Here is a 17305-nt window from a genome sequence, read left to right on the forward strand (position 1 = left end):
TGTGCGGGTGCGTTTGTTTGTGAATCACCCCCCCCCCGGCCCGGCGCGCCGCCCCCCCCTGCCCGGGGGCACGGGCTCCGGGCGGGCCTACACACCGCCCGCGAAACGGGCCTGCCGCGCGCCCCCCCCCGGGGCCGCCGGCCTCGCCGTATGTACGACGCAGGACGCTCGGGCGGGTCAGCCCTTGGCGGCCTTCTTCTCCTCGGCGTCCTGGATGACGGCCTCGGCGACCTGCTGCATCGACATCCGGCGGTCCATGGAGGTCTTCTGGATCCACCGGAACGCGGCCGGCTCGGTCAGCCCGTACTCGGTCTGGAGAATGGACTTCGCGCGGTCGACGAGCTTGCGGGTCTCCAGGCGCTGGGAGAGGTCGGCGACCTCCTTCTCCAGTTCCTTCAGCTCGGTGAACCGGGAGACGGCCATCTCGATCGCCGGTACGACGTCGCTCTTGCTGAACGGCTTGACCAGGTAGGCCATGGCACCGGCGTCCCGAGCCCGCTCGACCAGATCCCGCTGGGAGAACGCGGTCAGCATCAGCACCGGCGCGATCCGGTCCTCGGCGATCTTCTCGGCCGCCGAAATACCGTCCAGCTTGGGCATCTTCACATCGAGGATGACGAGGTCCGGCCGGTGCTCGCGGGCCAGTTCCACGGCCTGCTCACCGTCACCGGCCTCGCCGACGACGGTGTACCCCTCTTCTTCGAGCATCTCTTTGAGATCGAGCCGGATCAGCGCCTCGTCCTCGGCAATGACGACACGGGTCGTCAGCGGAGGCACGTGCGACTTGTCGTCGTCGGGCGCGTCTACGGGCTGGGGCGACTCGGGGGCGGTCACGAAGGCTCCTCGTTCAGGGGCAGGGGTGCTGCTGACAAGAGCCTACCTAGCTACGGTATGGTGGACGCGCGGAGGGTCGGGGGAAACCTTGGATTCTTCGAGCCCCGGTAGCCCAATTGGCAGCAGGCAACGGATTCAAAACCCGTACAGTGTCGGTTCGAGTCCGACCCGGGGCACTTTTCCTTCGATTTCAAGGTCAGCCTCTTTGATTTCTGAAGTCGACAAAAGGGCCCCTCCAGAGGAGGGGCCCTTTGGCCTTTCCGGTCTTTTCTCCCCGGGATCTACTTGGGGCTGTCGTCCTCGCCGATGTGATGGACGCGGACCATGTTGGTCGAGCCGGAAACCCCGGGCGGCGAGCCGGCGGTGATGACGACGGTGTCGCCCTTCTCGCAGCGGCCGTACTTCAGCAACAGCTCGTCCACCTGGTCGACCATCGCGTCCGTCGAGTCCACATGCGGGCCCAGAAACGTCTCCACACCCCAGGTCAGATTCAGCTGGGAGCGCGTGGCCGGTTCCGGGGTGAAGGCCAGCAGGGGGATCGGGGAGCGGTAGCGGGACAGACGGCGGGCCGTGTCTCCGGACTGGGTGAAGGCGACCAGGAACTTCGCGCCCAGGAAGTCGCCGATCTCGGCCGCCGCGCGGGCCACCGCGCCGGGCTGGGTGCGGGGCTTGTTGCGTTCGGTCAGCGGCGGCAGCCCCTTGGCGAGGAGGTCCTCCTCGGCGGCCTCGACGATCTTCGCCATCGTCCGCACCGTCTCGATGGGGTACTTGCCGACGCTCGTCTCACCGGACAGCATCACCGCGTCCGTGCCGTCGATGACCGCGTTCGCGACGTCGCTCGCCTCCGCCCTCGTCGGGCGCGAGTTGTCGATCATCGAGTCGAGCATCTGCGTCGCCACGATCACCGGCTTGGCGTTGCGCCTGGCCAGCTTGATCGCGCGCTTCTGGACGATCGGGACCTGCTCCAGCGGCATCTCCACGCCCAGGTCCCCGCGCGCCACCATGATGCCGTCGAAGGCGGCCACGATGTCCTCGATCGCGTCCACCGCCTGCGGCTTCTCCACCTTGGCGATGACCGGGAGACGGCGGCCCTCCTCGTCCATGATGCGGTGAACGTCCTCGATGTCCCGGCCGGACCGGACGAAGGACAGCGCGATGACGTCGCAGCCGGTGCGCAGCGCCCAGCGCAGGTCCTCCTCGTCCTTCTCCGAGAGGGCGGGCACCGACACCGCGACCCCCGGCAGGTTCAGGCCCTTGTTGTCGGAGACCATGCCGCCTTCGACCACGGTGGTGTGGACGCGGGGCCCGTCGACGGAGGTGACCTCCAGGCAGACCTTGCCGTCGTCGACGAGGATGCGTTCGCCGGGGGCGACGTCGGCGGCGAGGCCGGAGTAGGTGGTTCCGCAGATGTCGCGGTCGCCCTGGACCGCCTCTTCGACGCTGATGGTGAAGGTGTCCCCGCGTTCAAGGAGTACGGGTCCTTCGGTGAATCGGCCGAGGCGGATCTTCGGGCCTTGAAGGTCGGCGAGGACGCCGACGCTGCGGCCGGTCTCGTCGGAGGCCTTCCGCACACGCTGGTAGCGCTCCTCGTGATCGGCGTGGCTGCCGTGGCTGAGGTTGAATCGGGCAACGTCCATTCCCGCGTCGACCAGTGCCTTTATCTGGTCGTACGAGTCGGTGGCGGGGCCCAGGGTGCAGACGATTTTCGCTCGGCGCATGTTTCGACTCTATGACTTACCGGCGGGTAGAGAATTGGTCCGGCATGACTACTCAACAACCTTTGCGTGAAGGGCTATTGACAAGTGTTGAATTGCGCGGCGGGGCGCTCCGATGAGCGTTCGAAGCACCCCGAAAGGGTTGCTCACAGCCGCGGCGGTGCCATGGTGAATCGCGCGTTCACCTGCGCGTGCACCCGCTGCCGCTCGGGTTCGAGATCGAGGGGCGCGGCCGCGGACTCCTCGGCGGCACCGTAGGCCATGGAGCGCATCCGCCCGCCGGGCGCCGGCGGATAGGGCGGCGCGGCGTTCTCCGCACCGATGTCGGCGAGTTCCACCAGCGCGGCCAGAGAGGTCCCCAGCGCTTCCGCGTACTCCCGCGCGCGCTGCACCGCTTCCCGTACCGCCTGCTGCCGCGCTTCCCGGTGGGCCGGCGAGTCGGGGCGCAGGGCCCACCAGGGGCCGTCCACGCGCGTGAGCTCCAAGTCGGCCAGACGCGTGGTGAGTTCACCGAGCGCCGTGAAGTCCGTGAGTACGGCGGTGATGTGGACGCGGCCGTGGTAGGCGTGGACGCGTTCGCCGCGGCCCTTGTCCCTCAGTTCGGGGCTGATGGAGAAGGCGCCGGTCTCCAGGCGCTCGACCGCGTCGCCGTAGGCCTTGACGAGGTCCAGGACGGTGGTGTTGCGGCGGGTGAGGTCGTCCAGGGCGGCGCGGCGGTCCTTGCCGCGGGAGGCCACGGTGATGCCGATGCGGGCGATCTCGGGGTCGACTTCGAGGCGTGCCTCGCCGCGGACGGCGATACGGGGGGCGTCGGGAGTGCCGTAGGGGACGGCAGGTTGAGGTTCCTCTGCTGGGGCGGTCATACGTCCCACTCTGTCATCGCTTGCTTGGTTACGGCCCTCGTAGGTCATCAGATCGAAACCTCAGGGGTCTGTTCCGATTCGGCATGACCAGGTCAGAATCTACGCGCGTTATCTACGCGCGTTGTGACCATTCGCCTGGGAGATGCACTCATGCCGTTCGACCGCAGGAAGTTCCTGAAGCAGTCCGCCGTGACCGGGGCGGGGGTGGCGCTGGCCGGTGCGGTGGCTCCGGCGGCGGAAGCGGCAGCGGCGGTGGACGCCACGGCTGCGCGGAAGAAGCCCGGCAAGCGGTACTCGCTGACGGTGATGGGCACGACCGACCTGCACGGCAACATCTTCAACTGGGACTACTTCAAGGACGCGGAGTACTCCGACGCCAAGGGCAACGCGAAGGGCCTGGCACGGATCTCGACGCTGGTGAACCAGATCCGCGAGGAGAAGGGCCGCTGCAACACACTGCTCATCGACGCGGGCGACACGATCCAGGGCACCCCGCTGACGTACTACTACGCCAAGGTCGACCCGATCACCGCCGAGGGCGGTCCGGTCCACCCGATGGCCGCGGCGATGAACGCCATCGGGTACGACGCGGTGGCCCTCGGCAACCACGAGTTCAACTACGGCATCGAGACGCTGCGCAAGTTCGAGGACCAGTGCGACTTCCCGCTGCTGGGCGCGAACGCGCTGGACGCGAAGACGCTGAAGCCCGCCTTCCCGCCGTACTTCATCAAGAAGTTCCGGGTGCCGGGTGCCCCGCCGGTGAAGGTCGCCGTGCTCGGTCTGACCAACCCCGGGATCGCGATCTGGGACAAGGCCTACGTCGAGGGCAAGATGGTGTTCCCGGGGCTGGAGGAGCAGGCGGCGAAGTGGGTGCCGAAGCTGCGGTCGATGGGGGCGGACGTCGTCATCGTCTCGGCGCACTCGGGTTCGTCGGGCACCTCGTCGTACGGTGACTCGCTGCCCTACATCGAGAACTCCGCGGCGCTGGTGGCCCAGCAGGTGCCGGGCATCGACGCGATCCTCGTCGGGCACGCGCACACGGAGATCGCGGAGCTGCTGGTCACGAACGAGAAGACGGGCAAGACGGTCGTGCTGTCGGAGCCCCTGTGCTTCGCGCAGCGGCTGACCCTGTTCGACTTCGAGCTGGCCTTCGAGAAGGGTCGCTGGAAGGTCGAGTCGGTGAAGGCGACGGTGCGTGACTCGAAGACGGTCGCCGACGACCCGAAGATCACCAAGCTGCTGAAGGACGACCACGACATCGTCGTGGAGTACGTCAACCAGGTGGTCGGCACGGCGACCGAGAAGCTCACCACGGTCGAGGCCCGCTACAAGGACGCCGCGATCATCGACCTGATCACCAAGGTTCAGGAGGACGTGGCCAAGGCGGCGCTGGCGGGCACGGAGTACGCCTCGCTGCCGGTCATCGCGCAGGCCTCCCCCTTCTCCCGCACCTCGGAGATCCCGGCCGGCAAGGTGACGATCCGGGATCTGTCGAGCCTGTACGTGTACGACAACACCCTGGTCGCGAAGCTGATGACGGGCGCGCAGATCAAGGCGTACCTGGAGTACTCGGCGCAGTACTTCGTGCAGACGGCGCCGGACGCGACGGTCGACGTCGACAAGCTGACGAACGCGAACAGCCGCCCGGACTACAACTACGACTACGTGTCGGGGCTGTCGTACGAGATCGACATCGCCCAGGCGGCCGGTTCGCGGATCAGGAACCTGACCTACAACGGTGCCGCGCTGGACGACGCGCAGAAGTTCGTGTTCGCGGTGAACAACTACCGGGCCAACGGCGGCGGCGCGTTCCCGCATGTGGCGGCGGCGCAGGAGCTGTGGTCTGAGTCGACGGAGATCCGCACCCGGATCGCGGAGTGGGTGACCGCGAAGGGCGTGCTGGACCCGAAGGACTTCGCGTCGGTGGACTGGAAGCTCACGCGGAACGGCACGCCGGTGTTCTAGGCCCTTGTCTGTCCGGGGAGTTGTCCCTGGTTGTCTGCTTGTGCTTGTGCTTGTGCTTGTCGGGAGCCTCAGATCCCGTCCATCAGCGGTGTCAGTGCCTTCGGGCGGCGCGCGGACGGGATCCGGGGCTCCTGCTGTTGCAGGCCGAAGGTGGTGAAGGCGGTCCGGGTGGGGAGGGGATAGGGCTCCTTGCCGGTGAGGCCGTTGAGGATGCCGGCGCTGCGCCAGGCCGCGAGGCCGAGGTCGGGGGTGCCGATGCCGTGGGTGTGGCGTTCGGCGTTCTGGACGTAGACGTTGCAGCCGGACGCGGTGACGGTCGGGTCCAGGACCATGCGGTACTGGTCGTCGATGCGGGGGCGTTCCTGGCTGTCGCGGCGCATGTAGGGGTCGAGGCCGGCGAGGAGACAGTCGAGGGAGCGCTCGCGGTAGCCGGTGGCCAGGACGACCGCGTCGGTGGTGAGGCGTGAGCGGGTGTTCTGGTGGACGTGCTCCAGGTGGAGTTCGACCTTGGTGGTGGCGACACGGCCCCCGGTGCGGACCCGGACGCCGGGGGTGAGGACGACGTCGGGCCAGCCGCCGTGCAGGGTGCGGCGGTAGAGCTCGTCGTGGATCGCGGCGAGGGTGTCGGCGTCGATGCCCTTGTGGAGCTGCCACTGTGACGCCAGGAGCTGGTCGCGGACCGGTTCGGTCAGGGAGTGGAAGTAGCGGGTGTAGTCGGGGGTGAAGTGCTCCAGGCCGAGCTTGGAGTACTCCATGGGCGCGAACGCCCCGGTGCGGCCGAGCCAGTGGAGGCGCTCACGCCCGGCGGGGCGGCTCCGCAGCAGGTCCAGGAAGACCTCGGCGCCGGACTGTCCCGACCCGATGACGGTGATGTGGTCGGCGGCGAGCAGGGTCTCGCGGTGGCCGAGGTAGTCGGCGGCGTGGATGACGGGCACGGCCGGTGCCTCGACCAGGGGCTTGAGCGGGTCGGGGACGTAGGGCTCGGTGCCGATGCCCAGGACGATGTTCCGGGTGTAGGTGCGGCCGAGGGCCTCGGCGTCCCCGTCCGGGCCGAGCTGGGTGAAGTCGACCTCGAAGACGTCGCGTTCGGGGTTGAAGCGGACCGCGTCGACCTGGTGGCCGAAGCGCAGCCCGGGGAGGTTCTCGCAGACCCAGCGGCAGTAGGCGTCGTACTCGGCGCGCTGGATGTGGAAGCGCTCGGCGAAGTAGAAGGGGAAGAGCCGGTCGCGGCTCTTGAGGTAGCTGAGGAAGGACCAGGGGCTGGCGGGGTCGGCGAGCGAGACCAGGTCGGCGAGGAAGGGCACCTGGAGGCGGGCGCCGTCGATGAGCAGTCCGGGGTGCCAGGAGAAGGCGGGTCGCTGCTCGTAGAAGACGGCGTCGAGTTCGGCGAGGGGGTGGGCGAGGGCGGCCAGCGAGAGGTTGAAGGGGCCGATGCCGATGCCCACGAGGTCGCGGGGGACGTCGGGGTCGTGCTGTGGAGGGTTGGGGGGTGGCGCGGCGGTGGTCTGCGCGGGGATGGAGCGCGGGCTTGTCCCGGCGGCCGGGTGCGCGGAGCCGGTGTCGTGGCCTGCCTGGGGGCCCGTGTGGGAGCAGGTGCGGGGGGCGGCGTGGGGGCCGTTGTGGGGGTTCGTCTGGGGGCTCGGGCTCATCGGGGCGTGTTTCCTTCCACCAGTTTCAGGAGGGCGGCCAGGTCGTCCGGGCGCGTGTGGGGGTTGAGGAGCGTGGCCTTGAGCCACCGGCGCCCGTCTATCCGGGCCCGGCCGAGGACGGCGCGGCCGTCGGTGAGGAGCCTTCGGCGTACGGCGGCGACGGCGTCGTCGGTGGCCTGCGCGGGCCGGAACAGGACCGTGCTGATGGTGGGCGGGCGGTAGAGCTCGAACCCGGGGTGGTCGTGGACGAGGGCGGCGAACTCGCCCGCCCGGTCGCAGACCTGCTCGACGAGCCGGCCGAGGCCGCTGCGGCCCAGGCCCTTGAGGGTGACGGCGATCTTGAGGACGTCGGGCCGGCGGCTGGTGCGCAGCGAGCGGCCGAGCAGGTCGGGCAGGCCGGCCTCGGTGTCGTCCTCGGCGTTGAGGTAGTCGGCGCGGTGGTGGAGCACGGCGAGGTCGTGCGGGTCCCGGACGGCGAGGAGGCCCGCGGCGACCGGCTGCCAGCCCAGTTTGTGCAGGTCGAGGCTGACGGTGTCGGCGGCGTCGAGGCCGGTGAGCCGGTCGCGGTACCGGTCGCTGAGGAGGAGGGCTCCGCCGTAGGCGGCGTCGACGTGCAGCCGGGCGCCGTGGGCGGCGCACAGGGCGGCGATCTCCGGGAGGGGGTCGATGAGCCCGGCGTCGGTGGTGCCCGCGGTGGCGGCGACCACGAGGGAGCCGCGCGGGCCGGGTCCGGGCTCCTGGTCGGCGTGGTGGGTGAGGGCCTGGTCGAGGGCGGCGAGGTCGAGCGTGCCTCCCGGGGCGGGTACGACGACGGGCTCGGGCAGGCCGAGCAGCCAGGCGGCGCGGGGCAGCGAGTGATGGGCGTTGGCGCCGTGCACCAGCCGGACTCCGACGCCGTGTGCTTCGCGGGCGAGGAGGAGGGCGAGCTGGTTGGACTCGGTGCCGCCGGTGGTGATCAGTGCGGCGGGTCCCGAGCCGCCGGCACGGCCCCGCCTCCGGCCCCCGAACACCTCGGCCGCCAGCGCCTCCGTCACCAGCGCCTCCAGCTCCGAGGCGGCCGGTGCCTGGTCCCAGGAGTCCAGGGAGGGGTTGAGGATCGAGGTGGCGAGGTCGGCGGCACCGGCCAGGGCGAGGGGCGGGCAGTGCAGGTGGGCGGCACAGAGGGGGTCGGCGGGGTCGGCGGCGCCCTCGGCGAGGGCGCGGACCAGACGGTGCAGGGCGCCCGGGTCGCCCTGGTCCGGCAGTACGTCCCCGACGGCGGCCCGCACCCGCGCGGCGACCGCGTCCGGGCCGCCCGAGGGCAGGGGTCCGCCGCGGGCCCGGGCGCCCTCGTCCAGCGCGTCGAGCACGGTGTCGAGCAACGGCCGCAGGGCGTGGGGACCTTCAGGACCTGAAGCGAGCGACGACGGCGTGCTCATCGTGTCCTCCCGGGCGCTGGGGCGAGAAGAGCTCCCAGCTTGTACCCGGATGCGTGCTCACGCCCGAAAAGCCCAACGATCGGAACCCGAAAGGGGGTACTTGCGTGCGGGGAAAGCGTGTCGGGGTGGCGTGCGCGGGGTGGTGGAGTACGGGGCTCCCGGGACGGCGGACCACGTCTGTCTCCGTACGGCGCGCGGCCCCCGTCCGGTCCGGCCGGGGGCCGCGTGTCCGCCGAAGGGAGCAGTGCCCCCTACGTCGGGGTGACCAGCCCGCTACGCCTCCCGGACCCGCAACGCCCGTGCCAGGTCGTCGAGTTGGTCGACGAGTTTACGGCGCAGCGCCGGGATCGGCTCGCCGTCGCGCAGACAGTCCTCGCCCAGACGCAGGGTGTCCGCGTCGACGGCATGCACCGGGAAGGCCCAGCGGCCGGCGGCGTCGGCGATCGCGGGGCCCCGGCGGGCGGCCACGGCGACCGCGTCGGCGTAGTAACGGGGCACGTACTGCCGTACGAGGTCAGCCTGTTCGGGCTGCCAGAAGCCCTGGGCGGTGGCGGTGAAGATGTAGTTGGACAGGTCGGTGCTGTCGTCGGTGGCGAACATCGCGGCCCAGGCCCTCGCCTTGGCCTCCTCGTCGGGCAGGGCGGCCCGGCAGCGGGCGGCGCCCTCCTGGCCGGTGGCGCTCGGGTCGCGCTCCAGCTCGGCGGCGATGGCGGCCTCCTCGACGGCGCCGAGGACGGCGAGGCGGCCGAGGACGCGCCAGCGCAGCTCGGGGTCGAGTTCGGGTCCGCCGGGCACGGTGCCGTCGGCGAGCCAGGCGGCGATCGTGTCGGGGTGGGCGGCGACGTCGATGAAGTGGCGTACGGCGATCAGGCGCAGGCCGGGGTTGTCGCCGTCCTCGGTGCGGCGGATCAGGTCGCGGCACAGGGCGGAGAGGGTGGCCAGGGCGGCGGGCCGCTCCTCCGGGGTGAGATAGCGGTCGGCGACCTGGGCGGCGGCGAAGGCGAGGACGCCCTGGACGAGGGCGAGGTCGGTCTCGTGCGGCAGATGGGTGCGGGCGGCCTCCAGGTAGGCGGTGGCGGCCAGTTCGCCGTCGCGGACGGCGTCGCGCAGGGCGTTCCAGACGACCGCGCGGGTGAGCGGGTCGGGCAGTCCGGCGAGGCCCTTGCGGACGGTCTCGAAGGACTCGGGGTCGAAGCGGACCTTGGCGTAGGTCAGGTCGCCGTCGTTGAGGAGCAGCAGGGCCGGGCGCTTGCCGATGGGCTGCGGGTCGGTGTGCGGGACGTCGAGGTCGAGGCGCCGGCGCAGGGCGAGGTGGCCCTCGTTGTCGCCGAGGTCCTGGTCGTAGAGGCCGACGGCGATGCGGTGCGGGCGGCTGCCGGTGCGGTCGACGGTGAGGCTGTAGGTGCCGTTCTCGCCTGGGGTGACGGCCGGGGTGAGGGTGTCGACGCCGGTGGTGCGCAGCCAGGTGTCGGCCCAGGCGTGGACGTCGCGTTCGGTGGCCGCGGCGAGGGAGTCGATGAAGTCGGCGAGGGTGGCGTTGGCGAACTTGTGCCGGGCGAAGTGGGTGTTGATGCCGGCGAGGAAGTCCTTCTCGCCTAGCCAGGCCACGAGCTGGCGCAGCGCGGAGGCGCCCTTGGCGTAGGAGATGCCGTCGAAGTTGAGCAGGGCCGCGGCGGTGTCGTCGACCGCTTCAGGGGCGACGGGGTGGGTGGAGGGGCGCTGGTCGGCGTCGTAGCCCCAGGCCTTGCGGGCGACGCCGAAGTCGGTCCAGGTGTCGGTGAAGCGGGTGGCCTCGGCGCAGGTCTGGTAGCCCATGTACTCGGCGAAGGACTCGTTCAGCCAGATGTCGTCCCACCAGCGCAGGGTGACGAGGTCGCCGAACCACATGTGGGCCATCTCGTGGGCGATGACCATGGCGCGGGTCTGGCGCTCGGTGTCGGTGACGGCGGAGCGGTAGACGAACTCGTCGCGGAAGGTGACCAGTCCGGGGTTCTCCATGGCGCCGGCGTTGAACTCGGGGACGAACGCCTGGTCGTAGGAGTCGAAGGGGTACGGCTCGTCGAACTTCTCGTGGTAGCGGTCGAAGCACGCGCGCGTGACCTCGATGAGTTCGTCGGCGTCCTGGTCGAGGTGGGGGGCGAGCGAGCGGCGGCAGTGCAGGCCGAAGGGCAGGCCGCGGTGCTCGGTGCGCACGGAGTGCCAGGGGCCGGCGGCGACGGCGACGAGGTAGGTGGAGATCAGCGGGGTGGTCGCGGCCCGCCAGTGGCCGTCGCCGAGCTGCTCGGTGATGCCGTTGGCGAGGACGGTCCAGCTCTCGGGGGCCTTGACGGACAGATCGAAGACGGCCTTGAGGTCCGGCTGGTCGAAGGCGGCGAAGACGCGCTGGACGTCGTCCATGAACAGCTGCGTGTAGACGTAGGTCTCGCCGTCGGTGGGGTCGGTGAAGCGGTGCATGCCCTCGCCGGTGCGGGAGTAGCGCATGGCCGCCTCGACACGCAGTTCGTGCTCGCCCGCGGTGAGGTTCTTCAGGGGCAGCCGGTTCCCGTCCAGGGTCTCGGGATCCAGGGGTTGTCCGTCCAGCGTGACGGAGCGCAGCTCGGCCGGCTTGATCTCGACGAAGGTGTCCGTGTCCGCGTGGTCCGCGCGCGTGGTGAACCGGACGACGGTGCGCGAGTCGAAGGTCTCGTCCCCGGTGGTCAGGTCGAGTTCGATCGTGTAGCGGTGGACGTCGAGGAGCTGGGCACGTGTCTGCGCTTCGTCGCGCGTCAGTACGGACATGCAGGACATGCTGCCTGATGCCGCTGACATGGCACAGGGGCGGATCGGTAAGTGCGTTATGTCCGGTCCGGAGTTGGCGTCATGCCGGGTTTGCGGAGGGCGTCATCTCTGGTCCGTGGTGGGTGTCATGTCCGGTCCGTGGTGGATGTCATGTCCGGTCCGTGGTGGATGTCGCCGCCGGGATGTCGCGCTGCGGCGGGACGCGGGCGTCAGGGTGGGGCAGGCCGGGGCGCGGGCCGTGGTCCGCGGCCCCGGGGTCCTCCTTGATGAGGGCGCGTAACTCCCGGACCTCCTGTTCCAGCGCCCTGTGGCGCTGATGGGCGTCGTACAGATAGCGGACCTTGGTGCGCAGGGCCCAGGGATCGATCGGCTTCATGACCAGGTCGGCGACACCGAGCCCGAAGGCGGTGGACACCAGCTCCTGGTCCGTGCCGAAACCGGTGAGCAGGACGACCGGTATGTGCTGGGTCTGTTCCACCCGCCGCATGTAGCGCACCACGTCCAGGCCGCTGACGCCGGGCATCCGGACGTCGAGGAGCAGCAGGCCGACCTGGCCGCGGAGCACTTGCTTGAGCGCCTCGTCACCGCTGGTGGCACGGGCGAGCCGGTAGCCCAGCGGCGCCAGGGCGCTCTCCAACGCGTACAGCGTGTCCTCGTGGTCATCGACGATGAGGATCTTGGCATCCGACGGCATGGCTCGACGTCCCTCCCGCGTGGACATCGAAGGGTCTGTCCAGGGCGCTGACGGGGAGTACGTGTCAGCTGACTTGGAGTGCACAGCGCAGCATGCCCGGCACGGGCCGCCGTGTCACTCCCTCGGGAGGCCTGGTTCGGGCGCTGTCGTCACTTTCGCGTCGTGCGCCCGCCCTGCCAGCCGGAACGCGGGAGCACGCACGGGGTCAGTTCGCCGTGGGCGCAACGCCGTTGATCGTGTCCTCGGCGATGCTCTCGTGGTGCCTGATGACCTCGGCGATGATGAAGTTCAGGAACTTCTCCGCGAACGCCGGGTCGAGCTTGGCGTTCTCGGCGAGGGTGCGCAGCCGGGCGATCTGGCGGGCCTCGCGCGCGGGGTCGGCGGGCGGCAGCTGGTGCCGGGCCTTGAGGTGGCCGACCTGCTGGGTGCACTTGAAGCGTTCGGCGAGCATGTGGACGACGGCCGCGTCGATGTTGTCGATGCTGTCGCGCAGCCGGGCGAGCTCCTCGCGGACGGCGGGGTCCACGTCGCCGGAAGACGGGTTGCTGGTGGTCATGGAGGCCCAGCCTACGATGCGCTTCACGTGGTCGTTCGTTCGATCCGGGGTGGGTCGGCGGGGTCGGGGACCTGGTTGCTCCAGCCGCCGGGGACGGCGCGCCCCTGCTGGGCGCGGAAGCGGACGGGGGCCATGCCGACGCGGCGGGTGAACAGCCGGGAGAAGTAGGCGGGGTCGTCGTAGCCGACCCGGCGGGCGACGGCGGCGACGGGCAGCTCGGTGGCGGCGAGGAGTTCCTTGGCGCGGCCCAGGCGGATGCCGAGCAGGTAGTCCTTGGGGCTGCATCCGGCGCCGCGCCGTACCGCGGTGCGCAGTTCGGCGAGGGTCATGCCGTGCCGGGCGGCGTGGTCGGCGACGGTCAGCGGCAGACAGGCGTCGCGGGCGAGGGCCCTGAGGACGAGGTCGCCGTCCGGGGCGAGGTCGGCACGCGCACGCCGCAGGGCGACCAGGAGCTCATGGACGGCGGCGCCCGTCTCGACCTCCAGAAGGGGGTTGTCGCGGCGGGCGGCGCGGGCCATGCGCCCGATGACGGCACGCGGTCCCGAGGCGTCGGAGAGGGGCACCACGGGGCGCTCCGGTTCGATGTAGCCGAGTTCGGTGTACGAGGCGGTGGCGGGCCCGGCGAAGTCGACGAAGCCCTCGTCCCAGCCGGCGCCGGGGTCGGGCGCGTAGTGGTGCGGGACGCCGGGGGTGAGCCACAGCAGCGCGGGCGCGGTGACGGTCGTACGACGGCCGTCGGGGGCGGCGTACCAGCCGGCGCCGGTACTGATCACGACGGCGACATGGTGGTCCAGGACGCGGGGGCCGACGGTGGGCAGGGCGCCGTACTGGAGGCCGACGCCCAGGCAGACCAGGCCGAGGCGGTGGTGGGCGGGGCCGGGCGTGAAGAACCGCATCCAGGTGTGGTAGATCCCGCACCTCCCGTCCGCTGTTCGCATCCGCCGTTCCCGTCCGCCGCTTCGGTCCAAGCAGCGCCGATCTTTGTCCATGGACGTGATCAGCGTCCAGAGGTGAGGGTGGGGCGCATGAGCGACTTCGCGGTGGGGGACGAGGACTTCCTGCTGGACGGACGGCCGGTGCGGCTGCTCTCCGGTGCGCTGCACTACTTCCGGGTGCACGAGGCGCAGTGGGGCCACCGGCTGGGGATGCTGCGGGCGATGGGCCTCAACTGCGTGGAGACGTACGTGCCGTGGAACCTGCACGAGCCCAGGCCGGGGCAGGGCCGGGACGTGGGGGCGCTGGGCCGGTTCCTGGACGCGGTCCGTCGGGCGGGGCTGTGGGCGATCGTGCGGCCGGGGCCCTACATCTGCGCCGAGTGGGAGAACGGCGGGCTGCCGTCCTGGCTGACGGCGGAGGTGGGCGCACACGCGCGTACCCGTGACCAGCGCTATCTGGGCCATGTGGCGAACTGGTTCGGGCGGCTGCTGCCCGAGATCGTGCCCCGGCAGATCGACCGCGGCGGGCCGGTGATCATGGTGCAGGTCGAGAACGAGTACGGCAGCCACGGCTCGGACGCCGGGTATCTGCGCCGCCTGGCCGGTCTGCTGCGCGAACTCGGCGTCACGGTCCCGCTGTTCACCTCGGACGGCCCCGAGGACCACATGCTCTCCGGCGGCTCGGTCCCGGGCGTCCTGGCGACGGTCAACTTCGGCTCGCACGCGCGCGTGGCGTTCGAGACGCTGCGCCGGCACCGCCCCGAAGGGCCGCTGATGTGCATGGAGTTCTGGTGCGGCTGGTTCGACCACTGGGGCGGCGAGCACGTCGTACGGGAGCCCGCGGACGCGGCGGCGGCCCTGCGGGAGATCCTGGAGTGCGGGGCCTCGGTCAACCTGTACATGGCGCACGGCGGGACGAGCTTCGCGGGCTGGGCGGGCGCCAACCGGGGCGGCGGCGCGCTGCACGACGGCCCGCTGGAGCCCGATGTGACGTCGTACGACTACGACGCCCCGATCGACGAGTACGGCCGCCCCACACGGAAGTTCTGGGCCTTCCGCGAGGTGCTCGCCGAGTACGCCGACACCCCGCCGCCCGAAGTCCCGCCCGCGCCCACACCGTTGGGCGCGCCCGCCGAGGTGGCCCTGACCGGCTGGGCGCCCCTGGGCGACGTACTGGAGGCACTGGGCGGCCCGGAGTCGTCCGGGCCCGTCCCGCCCACCTTCGAGGAACTCGGCGTCGAGCGGGGCCTGGTGCGCTACGAGGTGACCGTGCCGGGGCCGCGGCGGCCCTACCCACTGACGGTGCGCGGGCTGCGGGATCTCGCCGTGGTGTACGTCGACGGGGAGCGGGCCGGGGTGCTCACCGAGGAGGAGGTGCGCCTCAAGGAGCCCGTCGCCGGGTACGCGCGCGTGGAGCTGTGGGTGGAGTCCCTGGGGCGGGTCAACTACGGGCCACGGCTGGGCGAGTCCAAGGGGATCACCGGGGGCGTTCTGCACGAGCGGCAGTTTCTGCACGACGTACGCGCGCGTGGGCTGCGGCTGGAGGCGCTGGACGACGGCGAGCGGGTCCGGGCGGTGCCGGCGCGGGAGCTGCCCGAGGACGGTGCCCCGGGGCTCTACCGGGGCACCGTCACGGTGCGGGGCGCCGGTGACGCCCGTCTGGAGCTGCCGGGGCCGACCCGCGGGTTCGTGTGGATCAACGGCTTCGGCCTCGGCCGCTACTGGTCCGCGGGCCCACAGCGCTCGCTGTACGTCCCGGGACCCGTGCTGCGGGAGGGCGCCAACGAGGTGTGGCTGCTGGAGCTGGAGCGGACGGCCCGGTGCGGGTTCGGCGAGGCGGGTGCCCCGGTGCTCCGGGCCGTCTGACGTACCCCTGGTGACATACCCCAGGTGACGTACCCCTGGTGCGGCGATCGCCTACAGGGCGTTCGCCGCGCGGGCTATGTCCTTCGCGAAGGTGCTGACCTCCGTGTAGACGCCGGGCACACCCGAGCGGGCGCAGCCGTCGCCCCAGCTGACTATGCCGACCTGGAGCCACTTGCCCGCGTCGTCCTTGCGGAACATGGGGCCGCCGGAGTCGCCCTGGCAGGTGTCGATGCCGCCGCGTTGCCAGCCGGCGCACAGTTCCTCCTTCGACACCAGCCGGTTCCCGTAGTGGCGCTTGCAGGTACGGTCGGCGACGAAGGGAACGGTGGCCTTGCGGAGCTTGGTCGTGCCCTCGCCGGCTCCCTCCTTGGTGTCGCCCCAACCGGCGATCGTGAACATGCCGCGGTTGTAGCGGTCCGTCGTGGCGATCTTCAGCGTCGGCTTGTCGATGGGCCGGGCGAGCTTGATCAGCGCCCAGTCCTTGCCGCTGCCGTTGTAGTCGGGGGCCACCTTGACCTTGGTCGACTTGACCTTGATCGCGGCGGAGGAGGTGATGTCGTTGACACCGGCGGTGACGGTGATGCTGGTGTTGTTGCCGGAGCCGTCCATGCAGTGGGCCGCGGTGAGGACGACGTCCTTCTTGTAGAGCGCCCCGCCGCAGCCCATGGAGAGGTGGACCATGAACGGGAACTCGTTCTGCGCGGCGGGCGTTCCACCGACGACACGGGTGGACGCGGCGTTCGCGCTGAGGGGCTGGAGGGAGGCGACCGCGAGGGCGACGGCACCCACCGCCGCGGCTCTCTTGGCCAGGGTCATGCCGCTTCTCTTCGGCGAGCTGTGGGTCAACATACGTCCTTTCATGGCGAGTTGAGCGGCCCGCAGTATGAAGATCAGGTGGCAGGTTTGACAAGGACGGATCTCACGTCCCGGGCGTGGAACCTCGCCGGGGAAAAACCCCTCACATCCCCGTAGAGTGGAATCGGGGTTCAAGGCGTCTTGGGGGTACGGGCGTGGCGAACGGCGGACCGGTCCAGCACGGCTTCCCACACCTGGAGACGGTGCGGGCCTCCATCACCGCGCTCTACCGGCGGCTGTCGTACGACACCATCCAGACGTTCTCGGCCAGCGTGGCGCCGGCCGACGTGGCGTTCGCCGACACGGACGATCTGCATCTGGGCGCTCAGCGCGTGGCCCGCGAGCTGGTGCGGCACTACCGGCTCCCGGATGCCCGGCTGATCGTCGGCTTCCGGGAGATGCAGCATGCGGCGAACGTCGAACTCGCCGCCGGGCCCGAGTACTTCGTCGAGCTGAACGACCGGTTCCGCACACATCGGCGGGACATCGGGGCGGCGCTCGCGCACGAGGTGATGCATGTGTATCTGCACCGGCTCGGGCTGTCCTTTCCCGGCACCCGCGACAACGAGATCCTCACGGACACGGCGACGACGTATCTCGGCGCGGGCTGGCTGCTGCTCGACGCGTACCGGGAGGACTCGGCGTCCTCGCAGAAGCTGGGGTATCTGACGCCGGAGGAGTTCGGGTACGTCCTCGCCAAGCGGGCGCTGGTGTTCTCCGAGGATCCGTCGGTGTGGTTCACCAGCCCCCAGGCCTACACGGCGTATGTGAAGGGCCTCGCCGAGGCACGGCGCGACGAGGAGCAGCCGCCGCTGACCGCGGCCGGGTGGGCGGGGCGGCGACGGTATGCCCGGGACCGGCGGCATGCGCAGGATCAGCACGTCGGCGGGGCCCGGCCGGGGGTGCCGTACGCGTTCACGCCGGACGGGCGGGGGCCGTTGCAGGTGTCGTTTCCGTGCCCTACCTGTCAGCAGCGGATCCGGGTGCCGGTGCGGGGGCGGGTCCGGGCGCGGTGTGGGTTGTGCCGGACCGTGTTGGAGTGCGACACGTAGGGGTTTTCTCGCCCCCGCCGCCCCCACCCCCCCCCCCGCGGGGGGGGGGGGGGGGGCGCCCCCCCCCCCCGGCCCCGCCCGGGACCGCGGGCGCAGCCCCGCCCGCGCCGGGCGCAGCAAGCACA

General features: G+C 71.0%; 13 protein-coding genes and 1 tRNA gene. 4 read left to right on the forward strand and 10 right to left on the reverse strand.

Going from position 1 to position 17305, the window contains the following annotated elements:
• Positions 1–177 precede the first annotated feature (177 nt).
• Positions 178–834 carry an ANTAR domain-containing response regulator gene (locus ACFWYS_RS18740; RefSeq protein WP_384769669.1) on the reverse strand — a complete coding sequence of 219 codons (657 nt, stop codon included), beginning with the start codon at positions 832–834 and terminating at the stop codon, positions 178–180.
• A 101-nt stretch (positions 835–935) separates the two neighbouring features.
• Here ACFWYS_RS18740 and ACFWYS_RS18745 point away from each other — a divergent pair.
• Positions 936–1010 (forward strand) — tRNA-Leu (locus tag ACFWYS_RS18745).
• A 105-nt stretch (positions 1011–1115) separates the two neighbouring features.
• Here the strand turns inward: ACFWYS_RS18745 and pyk are convergent.
• Both pyk and ACFWYS_RS18755 read right to left on the reverse strand, forming a co-directional pair.
• Complete coding sequence (gene pyk / locus ACFWYS_RS18750) at positions 1116–2552, reverse strand: pyruvate kinase (protein ID WP_384769671.1); 1437 nt, start codon at positions 2550–2552, stop codon at positions 1116–1118.
• A 143-nt stretch (positions 2553–2695) separates the two neighbouring features.
• Complete coding sequence (locus ACFWYS_RS18755) at positions 2696–3412, reverse strand: SIMPL domain-containing protein (protein ID WP_384769674.1); 717 nt, start codon at positions 3410–3412, stop codon at positions 2696–2698.
• Between the two features lie 150 nt (positions 3413–3562).
• Between ACFWYS_RS18755 and ACFWYS_RS18760 the strand changes: the two genes are divergently transcribed.
• Positions 3563–5377 (forward strand): bifunctional metallophosphatase/5'-nucleotidase, encoded by a 1815-nt coding sequence (locus ACFWYS_RS18760; protein WP_384769678.1) that lies wholly within the window; start codon positions 3563–3565, stop codon positions 5375–5377.
• A 68-nt stretch (positions 5378–5445) separates the two neighbouring features.
• On the opposite strand, the gene ACFWYS_RS18765 is transcribed toward ACFWYS_RS18760, so the two are convergent.
• The 6 genes from ACFWYS_RS18765 to ACFWYS_RS18790 form a co-directional block, all read right to left on the reverse strand.
• Positions 5446–7026 (reverse strand): lysine N(6)-hydroxylase/L-ornithine N(5)-oxygenase family protein, encoded by a 1581-nt coding sequence (locus tag ACFWYS_RS18765; protein ID WP_384769681.1) that lies wholly within the window; start codon positions 7024–7026, stop codon positions 5446–5448.
• On the reverse strand, positions 7023–8444 hold the full coding sequence (locus ACFWYS_RS18770) for a pyridoxal phosphate-dependent decarboxylase family protein (protein ID WP_384769684.1): 1422 nt from the start codon (positions 8442–8444) through the stop codon (positions 7023–7025). Before ACFWYS_RS18770 ends, ACFWYS_RS18765 begins: the two co-directional genes overlap by 4 nt.
• A gap of 273 nt (positions 8445–8717) precedes the next feature.
• The gene (gene pepN, locus ACFWYS_RS18775) at positions 8718–11222 is read right to left on the reverse strand and encodes an aminopeptidase N (RefSeq protein ID WP_384769687.1); all 2505 of its coding nucleotides are present in this window, start codon (positions 11220–11222) and stop codon (positions 8718–8720) included.
• A gap of 148 nt (positions 11223–11370) precedes the next feature.
• Positions 11371–11916 carry a two-component system response regulator gene (locus ACFWYS_RS18780; protein WP_384769690.1) on the reverse strand — a complete coding sequence of 182 codons (546 nt, stop codon included), beginning with the start codon at positions 11914–11916 and terminating at the stop codon, positions 11371–11373.
• Between the two features lie 205 nt (positions 11917–12121).
• A complete protein-coding gene (locus ACFWYS_RS18785) occupies positions 12122–12472 on the reverse strand; it encodes a chorismate mutase (protein ID WP_384769692.1) in 351 nt (116 codons plus the stop codon).
• Between the two features lie 23 nt (positions 12473–12495).
• The gene (locus ACFWYS_RS18790; protein WP_384770160.1) at positions 12496–13383 is read right to left on the reverse strand and encodes a helix-turn-helix domain-containing protein; all 888 of its coding nucleotides are present in this window, start codon (positions 13381–13383) and stop codon (positions 12496–12498) included.
• Between the two features lie 114 nt (positions 13384–13497).
• On the opposite strand from ACFWYS_RS18790, the gene ACFWYS_RS18795 reads away from it, so the two are divergent.
• Complete coding sequence (locus ACFWYS_RS18795) at positions 13498–15273, forward strand: beta-galactosidase family protein (protein WP_384769695.1); 1776 nt, start codon at positions 13498–13500, stop codon at positions 15271–15273.
• Between the two features lie 51 nt (positions 15274–15324).
• Here ACFWYS_RS18795 and ACFWYS_RS18800 read toward each other — a convergent pair whose 3' ends face one another.
• On the reverse strand, positions 15325–16089 hold the full coding sequence (locus ACFWYS_RS18800) for a S1 family peptidase (RefSeq protein WP_384769698.1): 765 nt from the start codon (positions 16087–16089) through the stop codon (positions 15325–15327).
• Positions 16090–16283: 194 nt separating this feature from the next.
• On the opposite strand from ACFWYS_RS18800, the gene ACFWYS_RS18805 reads away from it, so the two are divergent.
• On the forward strand, positions 16284–17180 hold the full coding sequence (locus ACFWYS_RS18805) for a hypothetical protein (RefSeq protein ID WP_384769700.1): 897 nt from the start codon (positions 16284–16286) through the stop codon (positions 17178–17180).
• Positions 17181–17305 lie beyond the last annotated feature (125 nt).

It is taken from the genome of Streptomyces sp. NPDC059010 (assembly GCF_042740355.1).
In the GTDB taxonomy this organism is placed as follows: domain Bacteria; phylum Actinomycetota; class Actinomycetes; order Streptomycetales; family Streptomycetaceae; genus Streptomyces.

Bases quoted from the DNA above. Each gene is read 5' to 3' on its own strand.
- pyk (WP_384769671.1), bottom strand. From the start codon at position 2,552: ATGCGCCGAGCGAAAATCGTCTGCACCCTGGGCCCCGCCACCGACTCG.
- ACFWYS_RS18755 (WP_384769674.1), bottom strand. From the start codon at position 3,412: ATGACCGCCCCAGCAGAGGAACCTCAACCTGCCGTCCCCTACGGCACT.
- ACFWYS_RS18760 (WP_384769678.1), top strand. From the start codon at position 3,563: ATGCCGTTCGACCGCAGGAAGTTCCTGAAGCAGTCCGCCGTGACCGGG.
- ACFWYS_RS18765 (WP_384769681.1), bottom strand. From the start codon at position 7,026: ATGAGCCCGAGCCCCCAGACGAACCCCCACAACGGCCCCCACGCCGCC.
- ACFWYS_RS18770 (WP_384769684.1), bottom strand. From the start codon at position 8,444: ATGAGCACGCCGTCGTCGCTCGCTTCAGGTCCTGAAGGTCCCCACGCC.
- pepN (WP_384769687.1), bottom strand. From the start codon at position 11,222: ATGTCCGTACTGACGCGCGACGAAGCGCAGACACGTGCCCAGCTCCTC.
- ACFWYS_RS18780 (WP_384769690.1), bottom strand. From the start codon at position 11,916: ATGCCGTCGGATGCCAAGATCCTCATCGTCGATGACCACGAGGACACG.
- ACFWYS_RS18785 (WP_384769692.1), bottom strand. From the start codon at position 12,472: ATGACCACCAGCAACCCGTCTTCCGGCGACGTGGACCCCGCCGTCCGC.
- ACFWYS_RS18795 (WP_384769695.1), top strand. From the start codon at position 13,498: ATGAGCGACTTCGCGGTGGGGGACGAGGACTTCCTGCTGGACGGACGG.
- ACFWYS_RS18800 (WP_384769698.1), bottom strand. From the start codon at position 16,089: ATGACCCTGGCCAAGAGAGCCGCGGCGGTGGGTGCCGTCGCCCTCGCG.